The organism is Ornithinibacillus salinisoli (genome assembly GCF_042684965.1).
Classification (GTDB): domain Bacteria; phylum Bacillota; class Bacilli; order Bacillales; family Amphibacillaceae; genus Ornithinibacillus; species Ornithinibacillus salinisoli.
In genome coordinates, this window is record NZ_JBHUMI010000016.1 from 95,056 (window position 1) to 114,708 (window position 19,653).

Genomic DNA, 19,653 nt, shown 5'->3' on the forward strand with positions numbered 1-19,653 from the left:
AAACCTCACTCAAACGAGTGAGGTTTACATATGTCTGTAACCATTTTTACTTAAATAGTTCTACTTCGATTCCATGCATTATATCAAAAGCCCCTTGAGAAATATTCGCACATACAGTTAATGTGACATCATAAGTAGGGTAAAAGGCAGAATGGAAACTTACCCCTGGGTCATATCCCATGACATGAAATCTGTGAATCGTGTTTTTTCTTTTTGAAATCCAAATACCGTAACCATAATATTCCTCATCCTCTTCTTGAACATGAGGTGTAAGTAGTAAATTTGTCATGGTTTCGTTTAATAGATCTTGGTTTAATAGAGCTTTCCAGAAACGATTCATGTCTTTCGAAGTTACAAAAGCTCCACCATCTGCGCCGCCTTGTACAGGTAGAGAATAGATATTTGTTCTCCATGTGCCATTTGGATTTTCAATATAGCCTAAAGCTGTATTGCCAGGTAGTGAATCTAGTGCAAAATAACCTGAATCTAGCATACCGGCTTTTTGGAAAATATGTTTTTCTACATAATCGGTAAATTTAAGCCCGCTCACTTGTTCAATTACTAATCCAAGCAAGATGTACCCGGCATTGTTATAGTGAAAATGATCTCCTGGTTTGAACATCATCTGGCTATCCTGAAATAATGGCAGGAAATCGTGTAATCTACGTAAATGATACATCGGTTGTTTCATCCACAATTCTTCAAAATCATCCATAACTACTTCATCAAAATAATCTGGAATACCAGATGTATGTGTAAGTAAATGATGAATCGTTACTCCGTTATCAAAATGAGGAAGGTTAAAATCAAGATATTCCAATATCTTGGTGTCTAAGGATATCTTCCCTTCTCCAATAAGTTGGCAAACTGCTACTGATGTAAATATCTTACATCCAGAGGCAATGCCAAAACGAGTATGTTCATTGTTCTTTAATTTTTCTGCTCGGTTGGCATAACCATAACTTAAACTTTCTAGGACGGAATTTTGCCCTTCAATAAATGTAGTACCTGAAAAATTGATATTATGTTGAATGTCTCGTATTCGGTCCTGTAAACTATTGCCCATGTATAACACACTCCTAAATTTGCTTTTTTAGATGGCTGTTTTCTAAACAATTGTGCTTTTTCAAGGAATGAATATTCATTCGTAATTGATATAAAATGCGCAGTAAATTCAATCTCAAATTTCACGATGTTTTTTATTTTAAGTTAATGCACAGTCTATATAAAAAGCATCAAAATATGCGAAAAGGCCATTAAATAAAAATCAGTGGATAAAGCAAATTTTATTTATAGGTTCATTCAAATGAATAAATTCACAATACTCACTCCTTTGGGAATAGTTTACCATAATAGACCTTTATTCACTACCACTGAATTGATGTGAGTAGGAAGAATAAAAGGTTATATATTATCATTATTTTTTACGCCTTGTTGACTACATGGTAAAATAAATTAAATGATGTGATATTGAAGAATGGAGGATTTATACATATGTCTAATAAATTAGTTTTAATAGACGGAAACAGTATTATCTACCGTGCGTTTTTTGCCTTGCCTTTATTAAACAATGATAAAGGAGTTTATACGAATGCGGTTTATGGATTTACAACGATGTTATTACGTATATTAGAAGAACAAAAACCAACACATATGCTAGTTGCCTTTGATGCGGGAAAAACGACATTCCGCCATAGTACATATAAAGAATACAAAGGTGGACGTCAAAAAACACCACCAGAATTATCCGAGCAATTTCCTCTAGTAAAAGAATTACTAGATCAATTTAATATTAAGCATTATCAGTTAGACCAATACGAAGCGGACGATATTATCGGTACGTTGTCAAAACATGGAAACGAGAAAAAGTGGGATGTCTCTGTGATTTCCGGTGATAAGGACTTATTACAACTTGTCTCTGATTCCGTTACTGTCAATGTAACGAAGAAAGGAATCAGTGATGTGGAAGCTTATACACCATCTTATATGTTAGAAAAGATGGAGATTAAGCCGGAACAGATTATTGACTTAAAAGCGTTAATGGGTGATAGTTCAGACAATATTCCTGGTGTTCCAGGAGTAGGTGAAAAAACAGCAACGAAGCTGTTAAAGCAATTTCACACATTAGAAGAAGTTTATAATCATGTTGATGATGTTACTGGTAAAAAATTAAAGGAAAATTTAATTAACCATAAAGATGATGCGTTTATGAGTAAAGAACTTGCTACCATTAATCGTGATTCGCCTATAGAAGTTACGTTGGACGACCTTACATATACAGGGTTCCAGCCACATGATGTTAGTGTTATTTTTAAAGATCTAGGTTTTCAATCCTTGTTGGAGCGTATAGGTGAAGAAGGATCAGTAGAAGAAAGTAGTGAGGAACTGGGCGAAATTGAATTCAAGATTATAGATACTGTTACGGAGGATATATTTACTGGAGAAGACGCTCTAGTAATAGAAATGTTATCAGACAGCTATCATAAATCACCAATAGAAGGAATTGGTCTTGTTAATGAGCAAGAATCTTACTTTATACCGACAGAAGTAGCCATTAACTCAGAGGTATTTAAGACTTGGGCAGAAGATTTCTCTAAGAAGAAGAGTGTTTTTGATGCGAAAAAAACATTGGTAGGATTCCTGAAACATAATATCCATTTAAAAGGAATTACGTTTGATATGTTACTTGCATCCTATCTACTTAACCCTTCTGAAAATAATCATGATATACCAGCGATCGGACATCGAATGGGGAAGAAGGCAATTTTGTTTGATGAAGAAGTATATGGTAAGGGTGCAAAAATAAAAGTACCTGAGCAACCGATACTAGCTGATCATGTTGTACGAAAAGCAACATTACTAGCGGATTTAAAAATCGAGATGGAAGAACAATTGAATGAAAATGAACAATCTGCATTATTAAAAGAATTAGAAATGCCACTAGCCCTAATTTTAGGTGAAGTAGAACATTATGGTGTACAAGTAGATATTAACCGTTTAGAAGCAATGGGCACTGAATTAAGGTCGAGATTAGATGAAATTGAAAAAAGCATTTATGAGATAGCTGGTGAAACGTTTAATTTAAACTCTCCAAAGCAATTAGGACCGATCCTATTTGAAAAATTGAAGTTACCAGTGATTAAAAAGACAAAAACAGGCTATTCTACTGCTGCAGATGTACTTGAACAATTAGAAAATGAACACGAAATCATCCCGAAAATTCTACTATACAGGCAGTTAGGAAAACTTCAATCTACATATATTGAAGGGTTGTTAAAAGTTGTTGATAAGAAGACGAGCAAAATCCATACTCGGTTTAATCAAGCATTAACTCAAACCGGAAGACTAAGTTCGATTGATCCTAACTTGCAAAATATTCCGATACGCTTAGAAGAAGGTAGAAAAATTCGCCAAGCGTTTGTTCCATCCAAAGATGATTGGATTATGTTTGCTGCAGATTACTCTCAGATCGAATTGCGTGTGTTAGCTCATATTGCCAATGATGAAAAACTAATTTCTGCTTTTAAGAACGATTTAGATATTCATACCCAAACTGCCATGGATGTTTTTCATGTTCAGAAGGATGAAGTAACAGGTAATATGCGTAGACAAGCAAAAGCAGTAAACTTTGGGATTGTGTATGGTATAAGTGATTATGGATTATCCCAAAACCTTGGAATTACTCGTAAGGAAGCCAAACAGTTTATTGAACGATATTTTGAGAGTTATCCTGGAGTCAAGCAGTATATGGATGATGTCGTACAAGAAGCTAAACATAAAGGGTATGTAACTACATTAATGAATCGAAGAAGGTATTTACCAGATATTACAAGTCGTAATTTTAACTTGCGGAGTTTTGCGGAACGTACAGCTATGAACACACCAATTCAAGGATCAGCTGCTGATATAATTAAGAAAGCAATGATTGATTTACATGAAAAACTTTTAGATGAGAATTTACAATCCCGGATTCTTTTACAAGTACATGATGAATTAATTTTAGAAGCACCAAAGGAAGAACTTGAATCATTAAAAGAAATAGTCCCTGCAATGATGGAAAATACAGTTGAACTGAATGTTCCATTAAAAGTAGACTTTGCATTTGGTTCAAGCTGGTTTGATGCAAAATAAGGAGAAAAAAAGATGCCTGAATTACCTGAAGTTGAAACAATTAAAAATACGTTAAAGCGATTTGTATTAGATAAAAAAATAGAGGACATCTCTGTCTTTTGGGGAAACATCATAAAAGAGCCGGATGATGTGGAACAATTTAAACATATACTTATGGGTCAAACCATCCATAATATTAATCGAAAAGGAAAATTTTTATTATTTGAAATGGATGACTACACAATGATTTCCCATTTGCGAATGGAAGGGAAATACAGTGTAGTATCCAAAGAAGAACCAGTTAAAAAACATACACATGTGATCTTTCGGTTTACAAGCGGAGAAGAATTACGTTATAACGATGTTCGTAAATTTGGAACGATGCATGTTGTTCCAAAAGGGGAGGAGTTTCTCCATAAGCCTCTAAATCAATTAGGTCCAGATCCCTTTGATAATAGCTTTACCTTTGACTATTTTTATGAAAAGTTAAGAAAGACAAATCGCGTTATTAAATCGGTGTTGTTGGATCAATATGTAGTTGCTGGATTAGGAAATATTTATGTTGATGAGACGTTGTTTCGAGCTGGAGTCCATCCATTGAAAAAGGCTAATAAACTTACTAAAAAAGAGGTCAAAAAAGTCCAAGAACAGGCGATTTTAACGTTAAAAGAAGCGGTTGCTCAAGGGGGAACTACCATTCGTTCTTATGTAAATGGTCAAGGTGAAATGGGAATGTTCCAGCAAGAGTTATTTGTTTATGGTCAGGAAAATCAAGGTTGTAAAAATTGTGGGAAACTAATTATTAAGATGAAGGTTGGCGGACGTGGTACACATGTTTGCCCGAGCTGTCAAAAACAGTAATAGTTTTACACATGACTTTTCTTACATCATGGAAATAGGGGGATTTGGTAATGGCTTTAGTTATTGGTTTAACTGGTAGTATAGCCAGTGGAAAGAGTACGGTGTCTCTTATGTTTGATGACCTTCATATCCCTGTAATTGATGCAGACAAAATTTCTAGAGAAGTTGTAAAACCAGGAGAGAAGGCTTATCGAGAGATTGTCGACGTGTTTGGTACGGGAATCTTACAAGAAGATAAAAGCTTAGATCGTAAAAAACTAGGTGCAATTATTTTTACGAATGAACAAAAACGTGAACAGCTAAATCGTATTGTTCATCCGGCTGTTCGTGAAAGTATACTTTTTCAAAGAGATTCATTCGTAAATGCTGGTGAAAAGTGTGTCGTTCTGGATATTCCCCTATTATTTGAAAGCAAATTGACACATTTTGTGGATAAAACCATTGTGGTCTATGTGAATGAAGCAACTCAATTAGAACGGTTAATGGAACGAGATGGTTCCCATGAGGTGGAAGCGAAGCAAAGAATACAGTCACAGCTCCCAGTTAAAGAAAAAGCTAAGCTTGCTGACGCTGTAATCAATAATAATGGTACCAAGCATGAATCTTTTCGGCAATTAGAAGAAATCCTAAAACATTGGGGAATCTTATAATTATGAAAATCCTACGACTTGCCTGTCGTAGGATTTTTCTTTTGGGGTGTTTTAAAGAGTGATGCTATTTCGGAGTGATGTTTTGTAAAAGAAAACACTTTTTCGTGTGCGATGCAATGCTGTAGTTGCTTTCCATGGCCTAAGAGAAAGAGAAGGAGACGTGAATGGGGAAAACTAATCCGAGCAAATCGTAATATTTTTCTGGAGTGATATACTATCGCAGTATATATCAGTTGCAAAAACAATGCGAAAGACTCCTTCTTATTAATTTTAAAAAAATATGTACCTTTTACAACTATATGTGTTATACTATTTGTAAAAATAGAGAAATAAGTATAACACACTTGGGAGGACTATCAATGGAGAGAACACGAATTGCAATTAATGGGTTTGGCCGCATTGGAAGAATGGTGTTTCGCCAAGCAATTCAAGATGAACAATTAGAGGTTGTTGCTATTAATGCAAGTTATCCTCCAGAAACACTGGCACATTTAATCAAATACGATAGTGTCCATGGAATTTTTAACGGGAATGTGGAAGCGCTTCAAGGAGCGTTAGAAGTGAATGACAAAAAAATTATGATTGTAAATTCGAGGGACCCTGAGAAATTGCCTTGGAAAGAAAACAATATTGATGTTGTTATAGAAGCTACAGGTAAGTTTAAAACAAATGAAAGCGCTGGCTTACACCTGAAAGCAGGAGCAAAAAAAGTAGTTATTACTGCACCTGGCAAAGATATTGATAAGACTATAGTAATGGGAGTCAATCATGGCTCATTAGTTGCGGAAGATGATGTTATTTCAAATGCATCCTGTACTACCAACTGTTTAGCACCAGTAGTGAAAGTATTAGATGATCGTTTTTCTATTATTAATGGACTTATGACGACTGTGCATGCCTTTACAAATGATCAAAAGAATTTGGATAATCCCCATAAAGACTTACGACGTGCTAGAGGTTGTACACAATCTATTATTCCAACATCAACAGGGGCAGCAAAGGCGTTATCTGAAGTACTACCACATTTAGAAGGAAAATTACACGGAATGGCATTACGGGTACCCACTCCTAACGTGTCATTAGTTGACCTAGTAGTAGATGTAGAAGAATCTGTTACAGTGGATGATGTTAATCATGCCTTCAAACATGCGGAAGTAAATGAAATGAATGGAATCGTTAAATACAGTGAAGAACCACTTGTTTCGATTGATTATACAACAACAGAGCATTCGGCAATTATAGATGGATTATCGACTATGGTCATGGGTGAAAATAAAATCAAAGTTCTCGCATGGTATGATAATGAATGGGGATACTCCAAAAGAGTAGTGGATTTAGTTAAATATGTAGGTTCTTACTTGTATCAAAAACAAGTAAATATTTCCTAGTTTAATAGAAGTAATAAATAGAGTTCATTCTCTTATTTTGAGAATGAACTCTATTTTTTTGCCTAAAAATAACTAGGGGTTTTGTAGGAAACATGTTAAAATGATTATAGAATATACTGTCGTTTAAAATATATTTACTGGAGTTGACATATATGGCTATTCGTCATAAAGTATCAAAGTACTTAAATAATCATGCGGAAACGAGCGAAACTCATTGGGATCCAGCATTACAATCAAAGTATTATAAGACTACGAAGGATAAAGCGTTAGCTGCTTTAGAAAGCTTATTTAATAGTTCCCAGAAATACGAAATAAACTCAATTTCAAAAGAGCATGGTGAAATTAGTCTTCATGTTAAAAAGGGTAAAAAGGCTTTTGTTGTTATAACCGTTATAATGGTACGTCCTTATCAAACTGCGATTGATTTCTCCGTTACTACTGAAACGTTAATTCCAATTGATTTAGGCTATAGCACAAAATTGATTCAGCAATTATATCAGCAAGTAAATAAAGAGTTACCATTAATTGATAAGAAGTAACATGATTGGAGCTTTGTAGGATGAGATGTTCAAATTGCCAATATAAAAGTACTAAGGTACTAGATTCCCGACCAATTGAAGAAGGGCGTTCGATACGGAGAAGACGTGAGTGTGAACAGTGCGGTTTCCGGTTTACTACTTTTGAACGTATTGAAGAAATTCCTTTAATTGTAGTGAAAAAAGATGGTACAAGACAAGAGTATAGTAGGGAAAAACTGATCCGGGGTTTAATAAAAGCTTGCGAAAAACGACCAGTGTCCATTGAAACGATAGAATCACTCGCGCTTGACGTTGAAAAAGAATTACGTAACACTGGAGCGTCTGAAATAGATAGTAATGAAATCGGAGAAATGGTAATGGAAAGACTGTCAACAGTTGATGAAGTTGCATATGTCCGATTTGCTTCTGTTTATCGACAGTTCAAAGATATTAGTGTGTTTTTAGAGGAATTAAAAGAATTAATAAATGTCGAAAAAAAAGAATCTTAACGAGCCCTAACAATAGGCTCTTTCTTTTTATTTGATTAAAAGGGGTAAGAAGAATCATGAATTACATTGGAAAAATATTGCCTATTGATGGCTATCATGTCGCATATAAAGGGAACTCGATTCCAGCTGATTATACCCAATCATTAACCCATTTATATCAACCGTTGATCGGTGTAAAAGCAGTCATGCTATATCAAACCCTTTTACATGAAATGGACTTACAGCAGGAAGTTCCCCATCAAACACACCACACATTGATGAACTATTTAAATATTCCATTAGATGAAATTTATGAAGCACGAATAAAATTGGAAGGTATTGGCTTGTTAAAGACGTACGAACTAACTAGTCCAGATCAAACCATTTTTACCTATACATTACAATGTCCCTTTGCACCGCAAGATTTTTTTCAAGATGCTATGTTATCACAGCTTTTATATCATCATATTGGAAATAAAAAATTTGAAGCTTTGAAGTCGCATTATGTAAGCAGTAATAACAATGTTGAGGATGGACGTGAAATCACGGTTTCTTTTCACGAAGTTTTTCATACATTCTCTACTCGAAGTGGAAATAACGAACCGCTTACAACAAATCAAGGTAATGATGGCCCAAACTTACAAGAGGTTGATTTCTCTTGGATTGAGCAAATGTTAAAGCAGCGAATGATTCCGACAAAACAAGTGCTAACAAAAGGGAATAGAAGAGTAATTAATCAAATGATGGTATTGTATGACTTAGCAACACATGAAGTCGAAAAAGCAATTTTGTGGGCATTAACTGATGAAAATATTTTACAAGTAGAAGAATTTAAAGAGGCTTGTCATGACCTTTATAAAAAGAAGCCAATTCAAGCGAAGGTTAGATTAGTTGAAAAAAATGAGCATATAGTAGACAATCGATCTGAAGATAAAGCTTTATCCAAGGAAGAACAATTAGTAAAAGAATTAGAAACGATATCACCCAAGCAATTGTTAGAGGATCTATCAAGTGGAAATCGGGCTTCCGATCAAGATCTAAAAGTAATTCGAGAGGTGATGACTTCTCAGGGGCTTCCTTCTCCGGTCATGAATGTATTAATTCATTATGTGTTGCTGCAAACCAATATGAAGCTATCAAAAGCTTACCTAGAAAAAATAGCAAGTCATTGGTCAAGAGCAAATTTAAAATCGGCTAAAGAAGCAATGGTATTCGCTAAACGAGAAAGAGAGCGATTTCGTGCTAGTACGGCTAAGAAACAGACTAGCAACAATAATTATTATCGCAAACAGCAACCAACAGAGGTTATTCCAGATTGGTTTAAGGAAAGAAAAAGTAAAAAAACGAGTAATATATCCAAGGTAGAAATTGAAGACGATGCGGAGAAACAAGCAAGAATTGAAGCAATGCAACAGAAGTTCTCAAGTAAAAAAAACAATAATAATTTCCAAGGATGATTTTTATGAAACCAGTACAATCTACCTTAAAAAGGTGGATGGAAGAAAACAAAAACTTTAGAGAGAACTATGAAAAAATTAAAGATGAGGTATTAAACGATCCGGAAATTAAGGGTTTTTTGGAAGGGCATCCTACTATTCCCCAACATGAAATTGATAAAAAACTAATTAAATTGTATGAATATAAATCACAATCAAAGCAATGTGAAAACTGCTCTTCCATTCATTCATGCAAAAATATGCTTCAGGGCTATTCCCCTGTATTGCATGCTTATAATGATGAGATTCATTTATCCTATGAGAAATGTCATCATAAAATTATTGCTGAAAAACAACAAGAACAACAAAATCTATTCCAAAGCTTATATGTACCAAAAGAAATTTTGCATGCAACGATAGATGATATTGATCGTTCTGACACTCAACGTACAGATGCAATTCTAGAACTATACGAATTTTTGGAGCAAATAGATAGAGGTCTACCACAAAAAGGTATTTATTTTTATGGACCTTTTGGGGTAGGGAAAACTTATTTCTTAGGTGCTTTAGCAAATAAATTAAAAGAATATAATATCTCATCTATGTTAATTTACATGCCTGAATTTGTAAGAGAGATTAAATCTTCATTTAAGGATGACTCCATAAATGAGAAAATAGATTACTTCAAAAAAGCAGATGTGTTAATGATTGATGATATTGGAGCAGAATCACAATCTGCTTGGTTCAGGGATGAAGTACTTGGATCAATTTTACAATACAGAATGATGGAACGCTTGCCAGTATTCTTCACATCGAATTATAGTATGGAACAACTTGAGAGTCATTTAGCTAAAACTAGTCGTGGAGATATTGATACAGTAAAAGCAGGACGAATAATTGAACGGGTGAAACAAGTAAGTAGAGAAGTACCTATTTTTGCAAATAACCGTCGTGAATAGAGAGTAAATGATAGCTAACTAATTGTTAGCTATTTTTTTACAAGGATTTATAGCAGTAACTATAGTTACTAGTTTTCATTTATTAATCATTTTTTTGTTTCCTTGTCCATATAATGTAACAGTTTGGTTTTGGATGAGGGTGATGTTGTTTGCTGGATGTTTATTTTAGTACGAATAAAGAAGTAATTAGTTTTTGTGAGCATTTATTTCGTTATAACAAAAAAATTGAACTGCATTGGAAAACACATGAAGATTGGGGGAATCATTTACAGATTGAGAATCAAGAGGTAAATAATGAGACGTTACAAGCGGTAGCTAAATCAATGGTTGACGTATTTAAGTCTCATCGTCTCTCAGCAATGATTAAAGGAGTTATTGAGGATTTTTATTATTACTCTAATTCGGATGAAATTGAGAGGATATTAGAAATTAGCCACTGGATTATTACTGGAGAGGATGATGATAGTCATCATGTAAGAAATACGAAAGAAGATCCATTACAGCTTCTATACTCTTTGTTTATAGCAAATGTTAAAAATAAATCAACGGTTCATTTTGATTCGATAGTAAATTTTCGTTTGAAGACATTTAAAGATCAAGTTGTTTATTATGTTGGATTGGCCATCGATGAATTTAAGCGGGAAGAAGATCATCAGGAATTTGTTAATATGCTTCGAGATTTTATAACGAAAAGAGAACCAAGGTATAATACAATTCATATATTACAAGGAAACCCTTTTTCTTTTTTTAAGTCTAATGGTAAACGATTTACAAAAATGGAATTACGGATGCTTATGCAACAAGAGCCACTATATATTGTTGGTCTAGATAGTGATGAGCTTAACCTTGCTCCATTAGTTGCGATGGCACCTAAAAAAGTTAAGATTTATGGGGACCATCCGTCAGAACCAAAAACATTAACTGTTATTAATGTATTTCAAGAAAGAGCCCAATTTGAACCGTATAGTAAGTTTCCTTTTCCATATTATTTAAAAAATCAATAATAAGGCTTGATTATATGTGATACAAACGCTATAATGTGATTTATATTAAATCGCATTATGTACAAGTAATGAGAAGGACATGATCATTTGATGTCTCCGTTGTACAGAGAAGGAAGTCTAGGCTGAAAGCTTCCACAACGAATCATATGATTACCACCTTTGAACTCTTCTATTGAATATCCAAGTAGATAGAAGCGTATTATCTGCGTTAAAGATCGATGAAGCCGCAATTCATTTTGCGGGAATTAGGGTGGAACCACGTGACCAAGCGCTCGTCCCTTTGCAATAGGCAAAGGGGTGGGCGTTTTTTAATTTTCTAAAAAATAATCGATATGAAAAGGAGTGTTACGAAATGGAGGAAATTTCAATAGTCTTTCCAGATGGAGCAAGTAAATCTTTTCCTAACGGTACAACTGGAGAAGAAATTGCAGCTTCTATTTCACCGGGATTAAAAAAACAAGCATTAGCAATTAAATTGGACGGAAAGCTATATGACTTACGACGTGAGCTTTCTGTTGGAGGAAAAATTGAAATAATAACGTATAAAAGCCCCGAGGGTATTGATGTTGCACGCCATTCAACTGCACATTTGATGGCACAGGCTGTTAAACGTTTGTTTAAAAATGTTAAATTTGGTGTTGGTCCGGTAATTGAAGAGGGTTTCTATTATGATATGGATCTTGAGCAATCGATTACACCAGAGGATCTACCAAAAATTGAAAAAGAAATGAAACGTATTGTTGATGAGAACTTAGAAATTGAACGAATTGAGGTTTCTCGTGAACAAGCAAAAGAAATGTTTCAGGATATTGGTGATGAGTTAAAGCTTGAATTGATTGATGCGATTCCTGAAGGGGAGCAGGTAACCATATATCAACAAGGTGAGTTTTTTGACCTTTGTCGTGGTGTTCATGTTCCATCAACAAGCAAATTAAAAGCATTTAAATTATTGAGTATTTCTGGAGCATATTGGCGTGGAGATAGTAATAATCAGCAGTTACAACGAATATATGGAACAGCGTTTGAAAAACAAGGTCAAGTGGAGGAATACTTACACTTATTAGAAGAGCGTAAAGAACGCGATCACAGGAAGCTAGGCAAAGAGCTTGATATCTTTACAGTTAATCAAAAAGTAGGTCAAGGTCTACCATTATGGTTACCAAAGGGTGCGACAATCCGTCGTCAAATCGAGCGATATATCGTTGATATAGAAGAACGCTTAGGATATGATCATGTTTATACACCCGTCTTAGCGAATGTGGATTTATACAAAACAAGTGGACACTGGGACCATTACCAAGATGACATGTTCCCTGTCATGGGTATGGATAATGAGGAATTAGTACTTCGCCCAATGAACTGTCCACACCACATGATGGTATTTAAGAATCAACTTTGGAGTTACCGTAATTTACCAGTACGTATTGCCGAACTTGGAACAATGCACCGTTATGAAATGTCGGGAGCATTAGCAGGATTACAACGTGTACGTGCAATGACATTGAATGATGCGCACATATTTGCTCGTCCAGATCAATTAAAAGATGAGTTTATCCGTGTAGTGGAACTCGTACAACGCGTGTATAAAGATTTTGGAATTGACGACTATTATTTCCGTCTTTCCTATCGTGATCCTGAGGATAAAGAGAAATATATTGATAATGATGAGATGTGGGAAAAAACGCAAAGCATCCTCAAAGAGACAATGGAAGATATGGAACTGGAATATGTGGAAGCTGAAGGAGAAGCTGCATTCTATGGTCCTAAACTTGATGTACAGGTGAAAACAGCACTTGGAAAAGATGAGACATTATCAACTGTACAAATCGATGTGCTATTGCCTGAGCGTTTTGAGTTATCATATATTGGTGAAGATGGTAAAGAACATCGTCCAGTTGTGATACATCGTGGGGTTGTTTCTACGATGGAACGATTTGTTGCCTTCTTATTAGAAGAGTATAAAGGTGCATTTCCAACTTGGTTAGCTCCTGTTCAAGCAAAAATTATTCCTGTTTCACCACAGGTTCATTTAGACTATGCAAACGAGGTAGCTGAAAAGTTAAGACTCGAAGGAGTTCGTGTTCAAGTGGATGAGCGTGATGAGAAAATTGGATATAAGATCCGTGAAGCGCAAACTGATAAAGTTCCTTTTGCATTAGTGGTAGGGGATAATGAAATTAAGGAAGATGCAGTAAACGTTAGAAGATATGGAGAGAAAGATTCAGAGACACTTGCATATGAAGTTTTCAAAAACCTAATCAAACAAGAAATCGATGAAAAAACTTTAAGGAAGAATAATTAATTACATTTTATAAGTCCCAAGCACATTGCATGCTGTAAAATGTGCTTGGGCTATTCAAACTTACTATAATATGCTATACTAGTATTCGTGAAACAAGGAATCTACTTTGCTGTTGACAGTTTATACAATACATGATACAGTATAAAAGTTGATTAAAATTAAATGATCTGAGACAAGTAGAAGCACCCGCTTCTCACCTGATCAACGCTGTGATGCAGTTGACTGGTTATAACATCTTTAAATTTTACGATTAAAGACGTGTGGGTGCATTTATGTGCCCACTTTTTATTTGGAATAAAAACACTTGTCAATGACAGATCGGTAAAGAAGGCGTAAGCGACTGTTTCGGGAGCTGAAGCTGGATTAAAAAAATTTGGAGGTGGCTGGCTATTAGCAAAGATATGAATGTAAATGAAAAGATTCGTGCGAAAGAAGTACGTCTTATCGACTCAAATGGTGATCAACTTGGAGTGAAATCACGTCAAGAAGCATTGGAAATTGCAACAACTAGAAACTTAGACTTAGTTTTGGTTGCACCAAATGCAAAACCACCAGTTTGTCGAATTATGAATTACGGTAAATACCGTTACGAGCAACAGAAGAAAGAAAAAGAAGCTCGTAAAAACCAAAAAATTATTAATGTAAAAGAAGTACGTTTTACACCAGGAATTGGCGAACACGATTTTAACACAAAATTGAAAAACGCTAGAAAATTCCTTGAAAAAGGCGACAAAGTAAAAGCGACGGTTCGTTTCCGCGGACGTGCAATTACGCATAAGGAGCTTGGAAAAGAAGTTTTAGACAGATTTTCTGAAGAAGTTAAAGATATTGCAACCATCGAATCTAAAGCAAAAATGGAAGGTCGCAATATGTTCATGATGCTTGCTCCAATAAATGAAAAACAATAATTAATGATGCTTACGAGGAGGAAATCAACATGCCAAAAATGAAAACCCATAAAGGTTCTCAAAAACGTTTTAAAAGAACTGGAACTGGAAAATTAAAACGCGCACATGCTTATACAAGCCATATGTTTGCGAATAAATCACAAAAACAAAAACGTAAATTACGTAAAGGTGCGATTGTATCTTCTGGAGATTACAAACGTATCAAAACAATGCTTCCTAAATAAGAAGCTTTAATTGAAACTAAAAAACTAACTTGGATATATACAATGGACTTGTATTAGGAGGGAATTAATATGCCACGTGTAAAAGGTGGAACAGTTACGCGCAGACGTCGTAAACGCGTATTAAAATTAGCTAAAGGTTATTATGGTTCGAAGAGAACGTTATTTAAAACAGCAAAACAACAGGTAATGAAATCAGGTCAATATGCATACCGTGACCGTAGACAGAAAAAACGTGAATTCCGTAAACTTTGGATCACACGTATTAATGCTGCTGCACGCATGCACGATCTTTCTTACAATAAATTAATGCATGGTTTAAAGCTAGCAGGAATCGAAGTTAACCGTAAAATGTTGTCAGATCTTGCTATTAATGATGAAAAAGCATTTGCTCAACTAGCTGATAAAGCTAAAACAGCACTTAAGTAAGTATTGAAAGACCAAACCGTAGTAAACTAGTCGGTTTGGTCTTTTTAACTATATATTATTAGGGAGCTACAATTATGATTGATTTAGAAATATTACTCTATTTAATAGTTGCCAATATAATTGGATTTATTTTCATGGGAATTGATAAACGCAAGGCAAAAAAAGGGGAGTGGAGATTACCCGAGCGCACCTTATGGGGTATCGCTATCTTAGGTGGTGCAATAGGATCTCTGCTAGGAATGAAAACGTTCCGACATAAAACAAAGCACCGTTCCTTTGTAATTGGCTTGCCGTTGATTATAATCTTTCAGGTAGTCTTTTTCGTTTATATAAATGTTTTCCTGTCATAATGGCTCGTCTATTGTCATATACTTGTTTAAGAAGCTAGAGGATATTCATGATCAAGCTCTAAGGGAGGCAGATTATGGAGGTATTTAGCACTTATATTTTAGCGTTTATTGAAACAGGCGGTTTATTGGCACCATTATTATTTATTAGCTTTCATTTATTAAGACCCTTATTTTTTCTTCCAGTTGTATTTATTTGTATATCGGGTGGAATTATGTTTGGTGCAGTAGCTGGTACGTTTTACTCTGTCATTGGTATTACATTATCAAGTATCATTTTTTATGGCGTTATTCGATGGATGCCGAGAACGTTTGATAGGCTTGTGCGATTAAAGCAAAAAATAATAGGAAAGCATTCGGAATTAACAACTTCGCAAGTTACATTACTACGCCTCATTCCTTTTATCCATTTTCACTTGTTATCACTTTGCTTAATCGAAATTTCTACAAGCTTTAAAGAATATACAAAATCTTCGATCATATCCAATGTTCCATTGGCATTTGTTTATACCTCTATTGGACAATGGATTGCGAATTTATCTCCTCTATATTTCTCCGCATTCTTAATTGCATTACTACCACTCATCTATGCACTTAGACGTAAGGAAGTTATTATTAAATGGCAAGACTTTTTTCAAGTTAGCACATAATGTTAAATGTTAGGTGCTTTCTTAAGGATTGTTTAATTTTAATGGAAATAATTTGAAGTTGATGTAAAATGTGCAGTACTTTGAAACGTGTTTTCCGCTGCGGCCAGTCACTTTCCGCGGGAAATGGAAACGGACAATTCTTCCCTTATTTATGACAATATTGGGTAATAAAGGGGTTTATAGGACATCTGTTCCGTTATTAACCGAAATGACAGGTATTCTGATACGAATTAGAGCAAATAACGTACTTGATGTCCGATTACATTTTCAAATGAGATTATTTTACGAAATAACGTACGCCATGTCCGCTCCGTTAAACTTTTTTTATATTAAATTTCTTCGTAAAACTAACAACATACTATGCGAAAAGAACCTGAAGGTTAAACGCTCATCTTAGTCTAGATGAGCGTTATCTTCATTTTTATTTGTGATAAATATCTGATTAATAGGGTGTTTCCAAGTTACATTAGCAAATGGATAGTGTATCAAAAGCTCTTTTTCTAAAAAGTATAGATCATCACGTGTAAAACCTCTTAATTCCAAATGATCTTGAACCGTTATATGAATGTCTACAACTTCAAATGATTGTTCGGTTGCACCTAAATATTTTTCACCTTCAAATAAACATCCTTTATAGACAAATTGTAAATTCTTCTTCGTATTATTCGACTCATCTAGAAAATAGAATTCCTGTGCTTCTTTAGCTTTGTGTAATCTTCGCTGTGGATTGAGAAAGTATTGAATCACAGTATAAATAACTAGAGTCAATGCAATGATAATGAGTATGCGAAATAAGAATACTATCATACAGATCTTCTCCCTGATATTAGTTATCATCCCATACGTATGACAAAGCCAATTAGTTTCACTAAATATGAAAATTCATGATACAATCGTATAAAATCAGGAAAAGAGGTTAATTAAGTTGGATTGGTCAAGGTTATTTACAATGCAAAAAAACTTGGATTCATACATAGAAAGTAATCACAACCTAGAAGGTAAAAATATTTTTCAAGAAAAATATCTAGCATTATTAGTTGAACTAGGGGAGCTTGCAAATGAAACAAGATGCTTTAAATTTTGGAGTAACAAACCTAGAAGTAATGAGGAAGTTATTTTAGAGGAATATGTAGATGGTATTCACTTTATATTATCGTTAGGAATTGAAAAAGGATTAATATTTCATTCTGAAGTACAAGTTTTATCATCAAAATCAGAGACAGAACAATTTAATGAAGTATTTGATTTATGTGTTATGTTTAAAAATCAGCCTTCACAGGAAAATTATAATCGGTTATTTATAAGTTATATCCAATTAGGAAAACTTCTCGGACTAAGTGAAGAAGATCTGCAAAATGCATATCTAAAAAAGAATGAAATTAATTATGAGCGACAAAATCAAGGTTATTAAAAATATTTTAAAATTTTTCTAATAAAAGTTATACTGAAGAAGTGTAATGAAGAAGGAGGAAGAGTTATATATGGCCAAATTAGATGAAACACTTACCATGTTAAAAGATTTAACCGACTCTCGCGGTATTTCTGGTAATGAAAAAGAAACGAGAGAAGTAATGGAGAAGTACATAAAGCCTTATGCGGATGAAGTATATACCGATAATTTAGGAAGTCTAGTTGCTAAAAAGACTGGTGATGAAAATGGTCCTAAAATAATGGTTGCAGGTCATTTAGATGAAGTCGGATTTATGGTTAAACGTATTGATAAGAATGGTTTTATTTATTTCCAAACCATTGGTGGCTGGTGGAGTCAAGTAATGTTGGCACAACGTGTAACAATTGTTACTGCCAAAGGAGATGTCACTGGAGTTATTGGATCAAAACCTCCACATATCGTTTCTGCCGAAGCTCGTAAGAAACCAATTGATATTAATGATATGTTTATTGATATCGGTGCTTCAAGCAAGGAGGAAGCAGAAGAATTTGGTGTAAAACCAGGAGATTCAGTTGTACCATATTTTGAATTCACCCCATTAAAAAACGAAAAAATGTTACTTGCAAAAGCATGGGATAATCGAATCGGTTGTGCAATTGCAATTGACGTGTTAAAGCAGTTGAAAGGTGAAAACCACCCCAATGTTGTTTATGGTGTCGGTACGGTTCAAGAAGAAACTGGATTGCGTGGTGCAAAAACTTCAGCAAACTTAATACAACCTGATATTGGCTTTGGTGTCGATGTTGGGATTGCAGGAGATACGCCTGGTATTAAAGAGCATGAAGCAGATAGTAAACTAGGTGATGGTCCGCAGATCATAATCTATGATGCTTCAATGATCTCTCATAAAGGAGTACGAGAATTAGTAGTCGAAACGGCGGATGAGAATAATATTCCATATCAATATTCATCGATTGCGGCAGGTGGAACGGATTCAGGCTCTATCCATTTAACAGCCAATGGAGTTCCTTCGTTATCTATTACAGTTGCATCTCGTTATATTCATACTCATGCGGCTATTATCCATCGGGATGATTTTGAAAATGCCGTGAAATTAATAGTAGAAACGATTAAGAAATTAGACAGTGAAAAAGTTAAAGAAATTATTCTTGCTTAAAAAATAATTTTCTAACACACATATAAAAAGACGTTTGGATGAATGAATCCGAACGTCTTTTGTGCTAATTAAGCTAAATAAGATTGCATTACTTTTTTAACATAATTTTGAGTCTCTTTAATAGGGGGTATTCCATTATATTTATCAACATTACCAGGTCCAGCGTTATATGCTGCAAGAGCTAATTCAATATTACCTTCATAACGATCGAGCATTTGGGTTAAGTATTTGGTACCACCTTCGATATTTTGCGCTGGATCAAAAGCGTTCGTTACACCTAGTCCGCGAGCCGTTCCAGGCATAAGTTGCATTAATCCTTGTGCACCTGCATGGCTAACTGCATTGGGGTTATAATTTGACTCAGCTTGAATAACGGAGTGAATTAATTTCTCGTCAATCCCATATTTATTGGCGATTTCAGAGATATTATTGTTGAAATCCGTTTTGGAAGGGATAAAAGAGTTTTGTATATTAGAAAATGCCAACGAATTTATAGGGGATGATTCAAATGAATAATTCATCCTAGTATTCAACATGTTATTGGCCGATTCCGATTCGTTTATTTTATCCTGTAAAAGTTGTTTGAACGCTAAATCTATCATTGGCGACATACTAGACATTCCATCTTTATTTGAATGGAGAATAGACATTGCCTGATTTTGAATAAGTTGTTGTAGTTGTCTTATTTCCACTAATAATCTCTCCCTAATAACCTATCTATTCTATTGTACAATATTTTTTAAAAATTGCTAGGAAGATTTTATTTTTTCTTTTTTGGTTACGAGGGCTCCATTTGAGAAATAATAAGAAACAAC

20 protein-coding genes and 2 other annotated features are annotated in these 19,653 nt (G+C 34.5%); of the genes, 17 read left to right on the forward strand and 3 right to left on the reverse strand.

The features are described from left to right. Nucleotides 1–46: 46 nt before the first annotated feature. Nucleotides 47–1,066, reverse strand: a complete 1,020-nt coding sequence (locus tag ACFSTA_RS11060) for a serine hydrolase domain-containing protein (RefSeq protein WP_377556752.1) — start codon at nucleotides 1,064–1,066, stop codon at nucleotides 47–49. A gap of 428 nt (nucleotides 1,067–1,494) precedes the next feature. Between ACFSTA_RS11060 and polA the strand changes: the two genes are divergently transcribed. From polA to ACFSTA_RS11135, 15 genes are all read left to right on the forward strand, one after another. After that, entirely contained in the window at nucleotides 1,495–4,131 is a 2,637-nt protein-coding gene (polA, locus tag ACFSTA_RS11065) for a DNA polymerase I (RefSeq protein ID WP_377556754.1), read from the forward strand. 12 nt (nucleotides 4,132–4,143) lie between these two features. Further along, the gene (gene mutM, locus ACFSTA_RS11070; RefSeq protein ID WP_377556755.1) at nucleotides 4,144–4,971 is read left to right on the forward strand and encodes a DNA-formamidopyrimidine glycosylase; all 828 of its coding nucleotides are present in this window, start codon (nucleotides 4,144–4,146) and stop codon (nucleotides 4,969–4,971) included. A gap of 50 nt (nucleotides 4,972–5,021) precedes the next feature. Further along, nucleotides 5,022–5,621 carry a dephospho-CoA kinase gene (gene coaE / locus ACFSTA_RS11075; protein WP_377556756.1) on the forward strand — a complete coding sequence of 200 codons (600 nt, stop codon included), beginning with the start codon at nucleotides 5,022–5,024 and terminating at the stop codon, nucleotides 5,619–5,621. A 359-nt stretch (nucleotides 5,622–5,980) separates the two neighbouring features. Next, on the forward strand, nucleotides 5,981–7,009 hold the full coding sequence (locus tag ACFSTA_RS11080) for a glyceraldehyde-3-phosphate dehydrogenase (RefSeq protein ID WP_377556757.1): 1,029 nt from the start codon (nucleotides 5,981–5,983) through the stop codon (nucleotides 7,007–7,009). A gap of 152 nt (nucleotides 7,010–7,161) precedes the next feature. Next, on the forward strand, nucleotides 7,162–7,548 hold the full coding sequence (locus ACFSTA_RS11085) for a cytosolic protein (protein ID WP_377556758.1): 387 nt from the start codon (nucleotides 7,162–7,164) through the stop codon (nucleotides 7,546–7,548). Nucleotides 7,549–7,568: 20 nt separating this feature from the next. Continuing rightward, nucleotides 7,569–8,036: a transcriptional regulator NrdR gene (nrdR, locus tag ACFSTA_RS11090; protein WP_377556759.1), complete on the forward strand. Its 468-nt coding sequence runs from the start codon at nucleotides 7,569–7,571 to the stop codon at nucleotides 8,034–8,036. Nucleotides 8,037–8,092: 56 nt separating this feature from the next. After that, on the forward strand, nucleotides 8,093–9,472 hold the full coding sequence (locus ACFSTA_RS11095; RefSeq protein WP_377556760.1) for a replication initiation and membrane attachment family protein: 1,380 nt from the start codon (nucleotides 8,093–8,095) through the stop codon (nucleotides 9,470–9,472). Nucleotides 9,473–9,477: 5 nt separating this feature from the next. Then, nucleotides 9,478–10,410 carry a primosomal protein DnaI gene (dnaI, locus tag ACFSTA_RS11100; RefSeq protein WP_377556761.1) on the forward strand — a complete coding sequence of 311 codons (933 nt, stop codon included), beginning with the start codon at nucleotides 9,478–9,480 and terminating at the stop codon, nucleotides 10,408–10,410. Nucleotides 10,411–10,559: 149 nt separating this feature from the next. Continuing rightward, on the forward strand, nucleotides 10,560–11,414 hold the full coding sequence (ytxC, locus tag ACFSTA_RS11105) for a putative sporulation protein YtxC (protein WP_377556762.1): 855 nt from the start codon (nucleotides 10,560–10,562) through the stop codon (nucleotides 11,412–11,414). 59 nt (nucleotides 11,415–11,473) lie between these two features. Then, nucleotides 11,474–11,697 (forward strand) — a binding site (T-box leader). A 69-nt stretch (nucleotides 11,698–11,766) separates the two neighbouring features. Next, a complete protein-coding gene (thrS, locus tag ACFSTA_RS11110; protein ID WP_377556763.1) occupies nucleotides 11,767–13,716 on the forward strand; it encodes a threonine--tRNA ligase in 1,950 nt (649 codons plus the stop codon). A gap of 168 nt (nucleotides 13,717–13,884) precedes the next feature. Then, nucleotides 13,885–14,012 (forward strand) — a sequence feature (ribosomal protein L20 leader region). A 105-nt stretch (nucleotides 14,013–14,117) separates the two neighbouring features. Then, nucleotides 14,118–14,624, forward strand: a complete 507-nt coding sequence (gene infC, locus ACFSTA_RS11115; RefSeq protein ID WP_377556764.1) for a translation initiation factor IF-3 — start codon at nucleotides 14,118–14,120, stop codon at nucleotides 14,622–14,624. 29 nt (nucleotides 14,625–14,653) lie between these two features. Continuing rightward, entirely contained in the window at nucleotides 14,654–14,848 is a 195-nt protein-coding gene (gene rpmI, locus ACFSTA_RS11120; protein ID WP_377556765.1) for a 50S ribosomal protein L35, read from the forward strand. 69 nt (nucleotides 14,849–14,917) lie between these two features. Beyond that, nucleotides 14,918–15,274, forward strand: coding sequence for a 50S ribosomal protein L20 (gene rplT / locus ACFSTA_RS11125; protein ID WP_377556767.1), 357 nt, complete (start codon nucleotides 14,918–14,920; stop codon nucleotides 15,272–15,274). Nucleotides 15,275–15,348: 74 nt separating this feature from the next. Then, entirely contained in the window at nucleotides 15,349–15,624 is a 276-nt protein-coding gene (locus ACFSTA_RS11130) for a DUF1294 domain-containing protein (protein ID WP_377556768.1), read from the forward strand. Nucleotides 15,625–15,698: 74 nt separating this feature from the next. Further along, the gene (locus ACFSTA_RS11135; RefSeq protein WP_377556769.1) at nucleotides 15,699–16,271 is read left to right on the forward strand and encodes a TVP38/TMEM64 family protein; all 573 of its coding nucleotides are present in this window, start codon (nucleotides 15,699–15,701) and stop codon (nucleotides 16,269–16,271) included. 393 nt (nucleotides 16,272–16,664) lie between these two features. On the opposite strand, the gene ACFSTA_RS11140 is transcribed toward ACFSTA_RS11135, so the two are convergent. After that, nucleotides 16,665–17,078 carry a sigma-w pathway protein ysdB gene (locus ACFSTA_RS11140; protein WP_377556770.1) on the reverse strand — a complete coding sequence of 138 codons (414 nt, stop codon included), beginning with the start codon at nucleotides 17,076–17,078 and terminating at the stop codon, nucleotides 16,665–16,667. A gap of 118 nt (nucleotides 17,079–17,196) precedes the next feature. On the opposite strand from ACFSTA_RS11140, the gene ACFSTA_RS11145 reads away from it, so the two are divergent. Then, nucleotides 17,197–17,682 (forward strand): dUTP diphosphatase, encoded by a 486-nt coding sequence (locus tag ACFSTA_RS11145; protein ID WP_377556771.1) that lies wholly within the window; start codon nucleotides 17,197–17,199, stop codon nucleotides 17,680–17,682. A 70-nt stretch (nucleotides 17,683–17,752) separates the two neighbouring features. Further along, nucleotides 17,753–18,838, forward strand: a complete 1,086-nt coding sequence (locus ACFSTA_RS11150) for a M42 family metallopeptidase (RefSeq protein WP_377556772.1) — start codon at nucleotides 17,753–17,755, stop codon at nucleotides 18,836–18,838. A gap of 68 nt (nucleotides 18,839–18,906) precedes the next feature. Here the strand turns inward: ACFSTA_RS11150 and ACFSTA_RS11155 are convergent, their stop codons facing one another. Continuing rightward, the gene (locus ACFSTA_RS11155) at nucleotides 18,907–19,530 is read right to left on the reverse strand and encodes a lytic transglycosylase domain-containing protein (protein ID WP_377556773.1); all 624 of its coding nucleotides are present in this window, start codon (nucleotides 19,528–19,530) and stop codon (nucleotides 18,907–18,909) included. Nucleotides 19,531–19,653 lie beyond the last annotated feature (123 nt).

Excerpts from the sequence above, each read along its gene's own strand:
- ACFSTA_RS11060 (WP_377556752.1), bottom strand. The coding sequence starts at position 1,066 with ATGGGCAATAGTTTACAGGACCGAATACGAGACATTCAACATAATATC.
- polA (WP_377556754.1), top strand. The coding sequence starts at position 1,495 with ATGTCTAATAAATTAGTTTTAATAGACGGAAACAGTATTATCTACCGT.
- mutM (WP_377556755.1), top strand. The coding sequence starts at position 4,144 with ATGCCTGAATTACCTGAAGTTGAAACAATTAAAAATACGTTAAAGCGA.
- coaE (WP_377556756.1), top strand. The coding sequence starts at position 5,022 with ATGGCTTTAGTTATTGGTTTAACTGGTAGTATAGCCAGTGGAAAGAGT.
- ACFSTA_RS11080 (WP_377556757.1), top strand. The coding sequence starts at position 5,981 with ATGGAGAGAACACGAATTGCAATTAATGGGTTTGGCCGCATTGGAAGA.
- ACFSTA_RS11085 (WP_377556758.1), top strand. The coding sequence starts at position 7,162 with ATGGCTATTCGTCATAAAGTATCAAAGTACTTAAATAATCATGCGGAA.
- nrdR (WP_377556759.1), top strand. The coding sequence starts at position 7,569 with ATGAGATGTTCAAATTGCCAATATAAAAGTACTAAGGTACTAGATTCC.
- ACFSTA_RS11095 (WP_377556760.1), top strand. The coding sequence starts at position 8,093 with ATGAATTACATTGGAAAAATATTGCCTATTGATGGCTATCATGTCGCA.
- dnaI (WP_377556761.1), top strand. The coding sequence starts at position 9,478 with ATGAAACCAGTACAATCTACCTTAAAAAGGTGGATGGAAGAAAACAAA.
- thrS (WP_377556763.1), top strand. The coding sequence starts at position 11,767 with ATGGAGGAAATTTCAATAGTCTTTCCAGATGGAGCAAGTAAATCTTTT.
- infC (WP_377556764.1), top strand. The coding sequence starts at position 14,118 with ATGAATGTAAATGAAAAGATTCGTGCGAAAGAAGTACGTCTTATCGAC.
- rpmI (WP_377556765.1), top strand. The coding sequence starts at position 14,654 with ATGCCAAAAATGAAAACCCATAAAGGTTCTCAAAAACGTTTTAAAAGA.
- rplT (WP_377556767.1), top strand. The coding sequence starts at position 14,918 with ATGCCACGTGTAAAAGGTGGAACAGTTACGCGCAGACGTCGTAAACGC.
- ACFSTA_RS11130 (WP_377556768.1), top strand. The coding sequence starts at position 15,349 with ATGATTGATTTAGAAATATTACTCTATTTAATAGTTGCCAATATAATT.
- ACFSTA_RS11135 (WP_377556769.1), top strand. The coding sequence starts at position 15,699 with ATGGAGGTATTTAGCACTTATATTTTAGCGTTTATTGAAACAGGCGGT.
- ACFSTA_RS11140 (WP_377556770.1), bottom strand. The coding sequence starts at position 17,078 with ATGATAGTATTCTTATTTCGCATACTCATTATCATTGCATTGACTCTA.
- ACFSTA_RS11150 (WP_377556772.1), top strand. The coding sequence starts at position 17,753 with ATGGCCAAATTAGATGAAACACTTACCATGTTAAAAGATTTAACCGAC.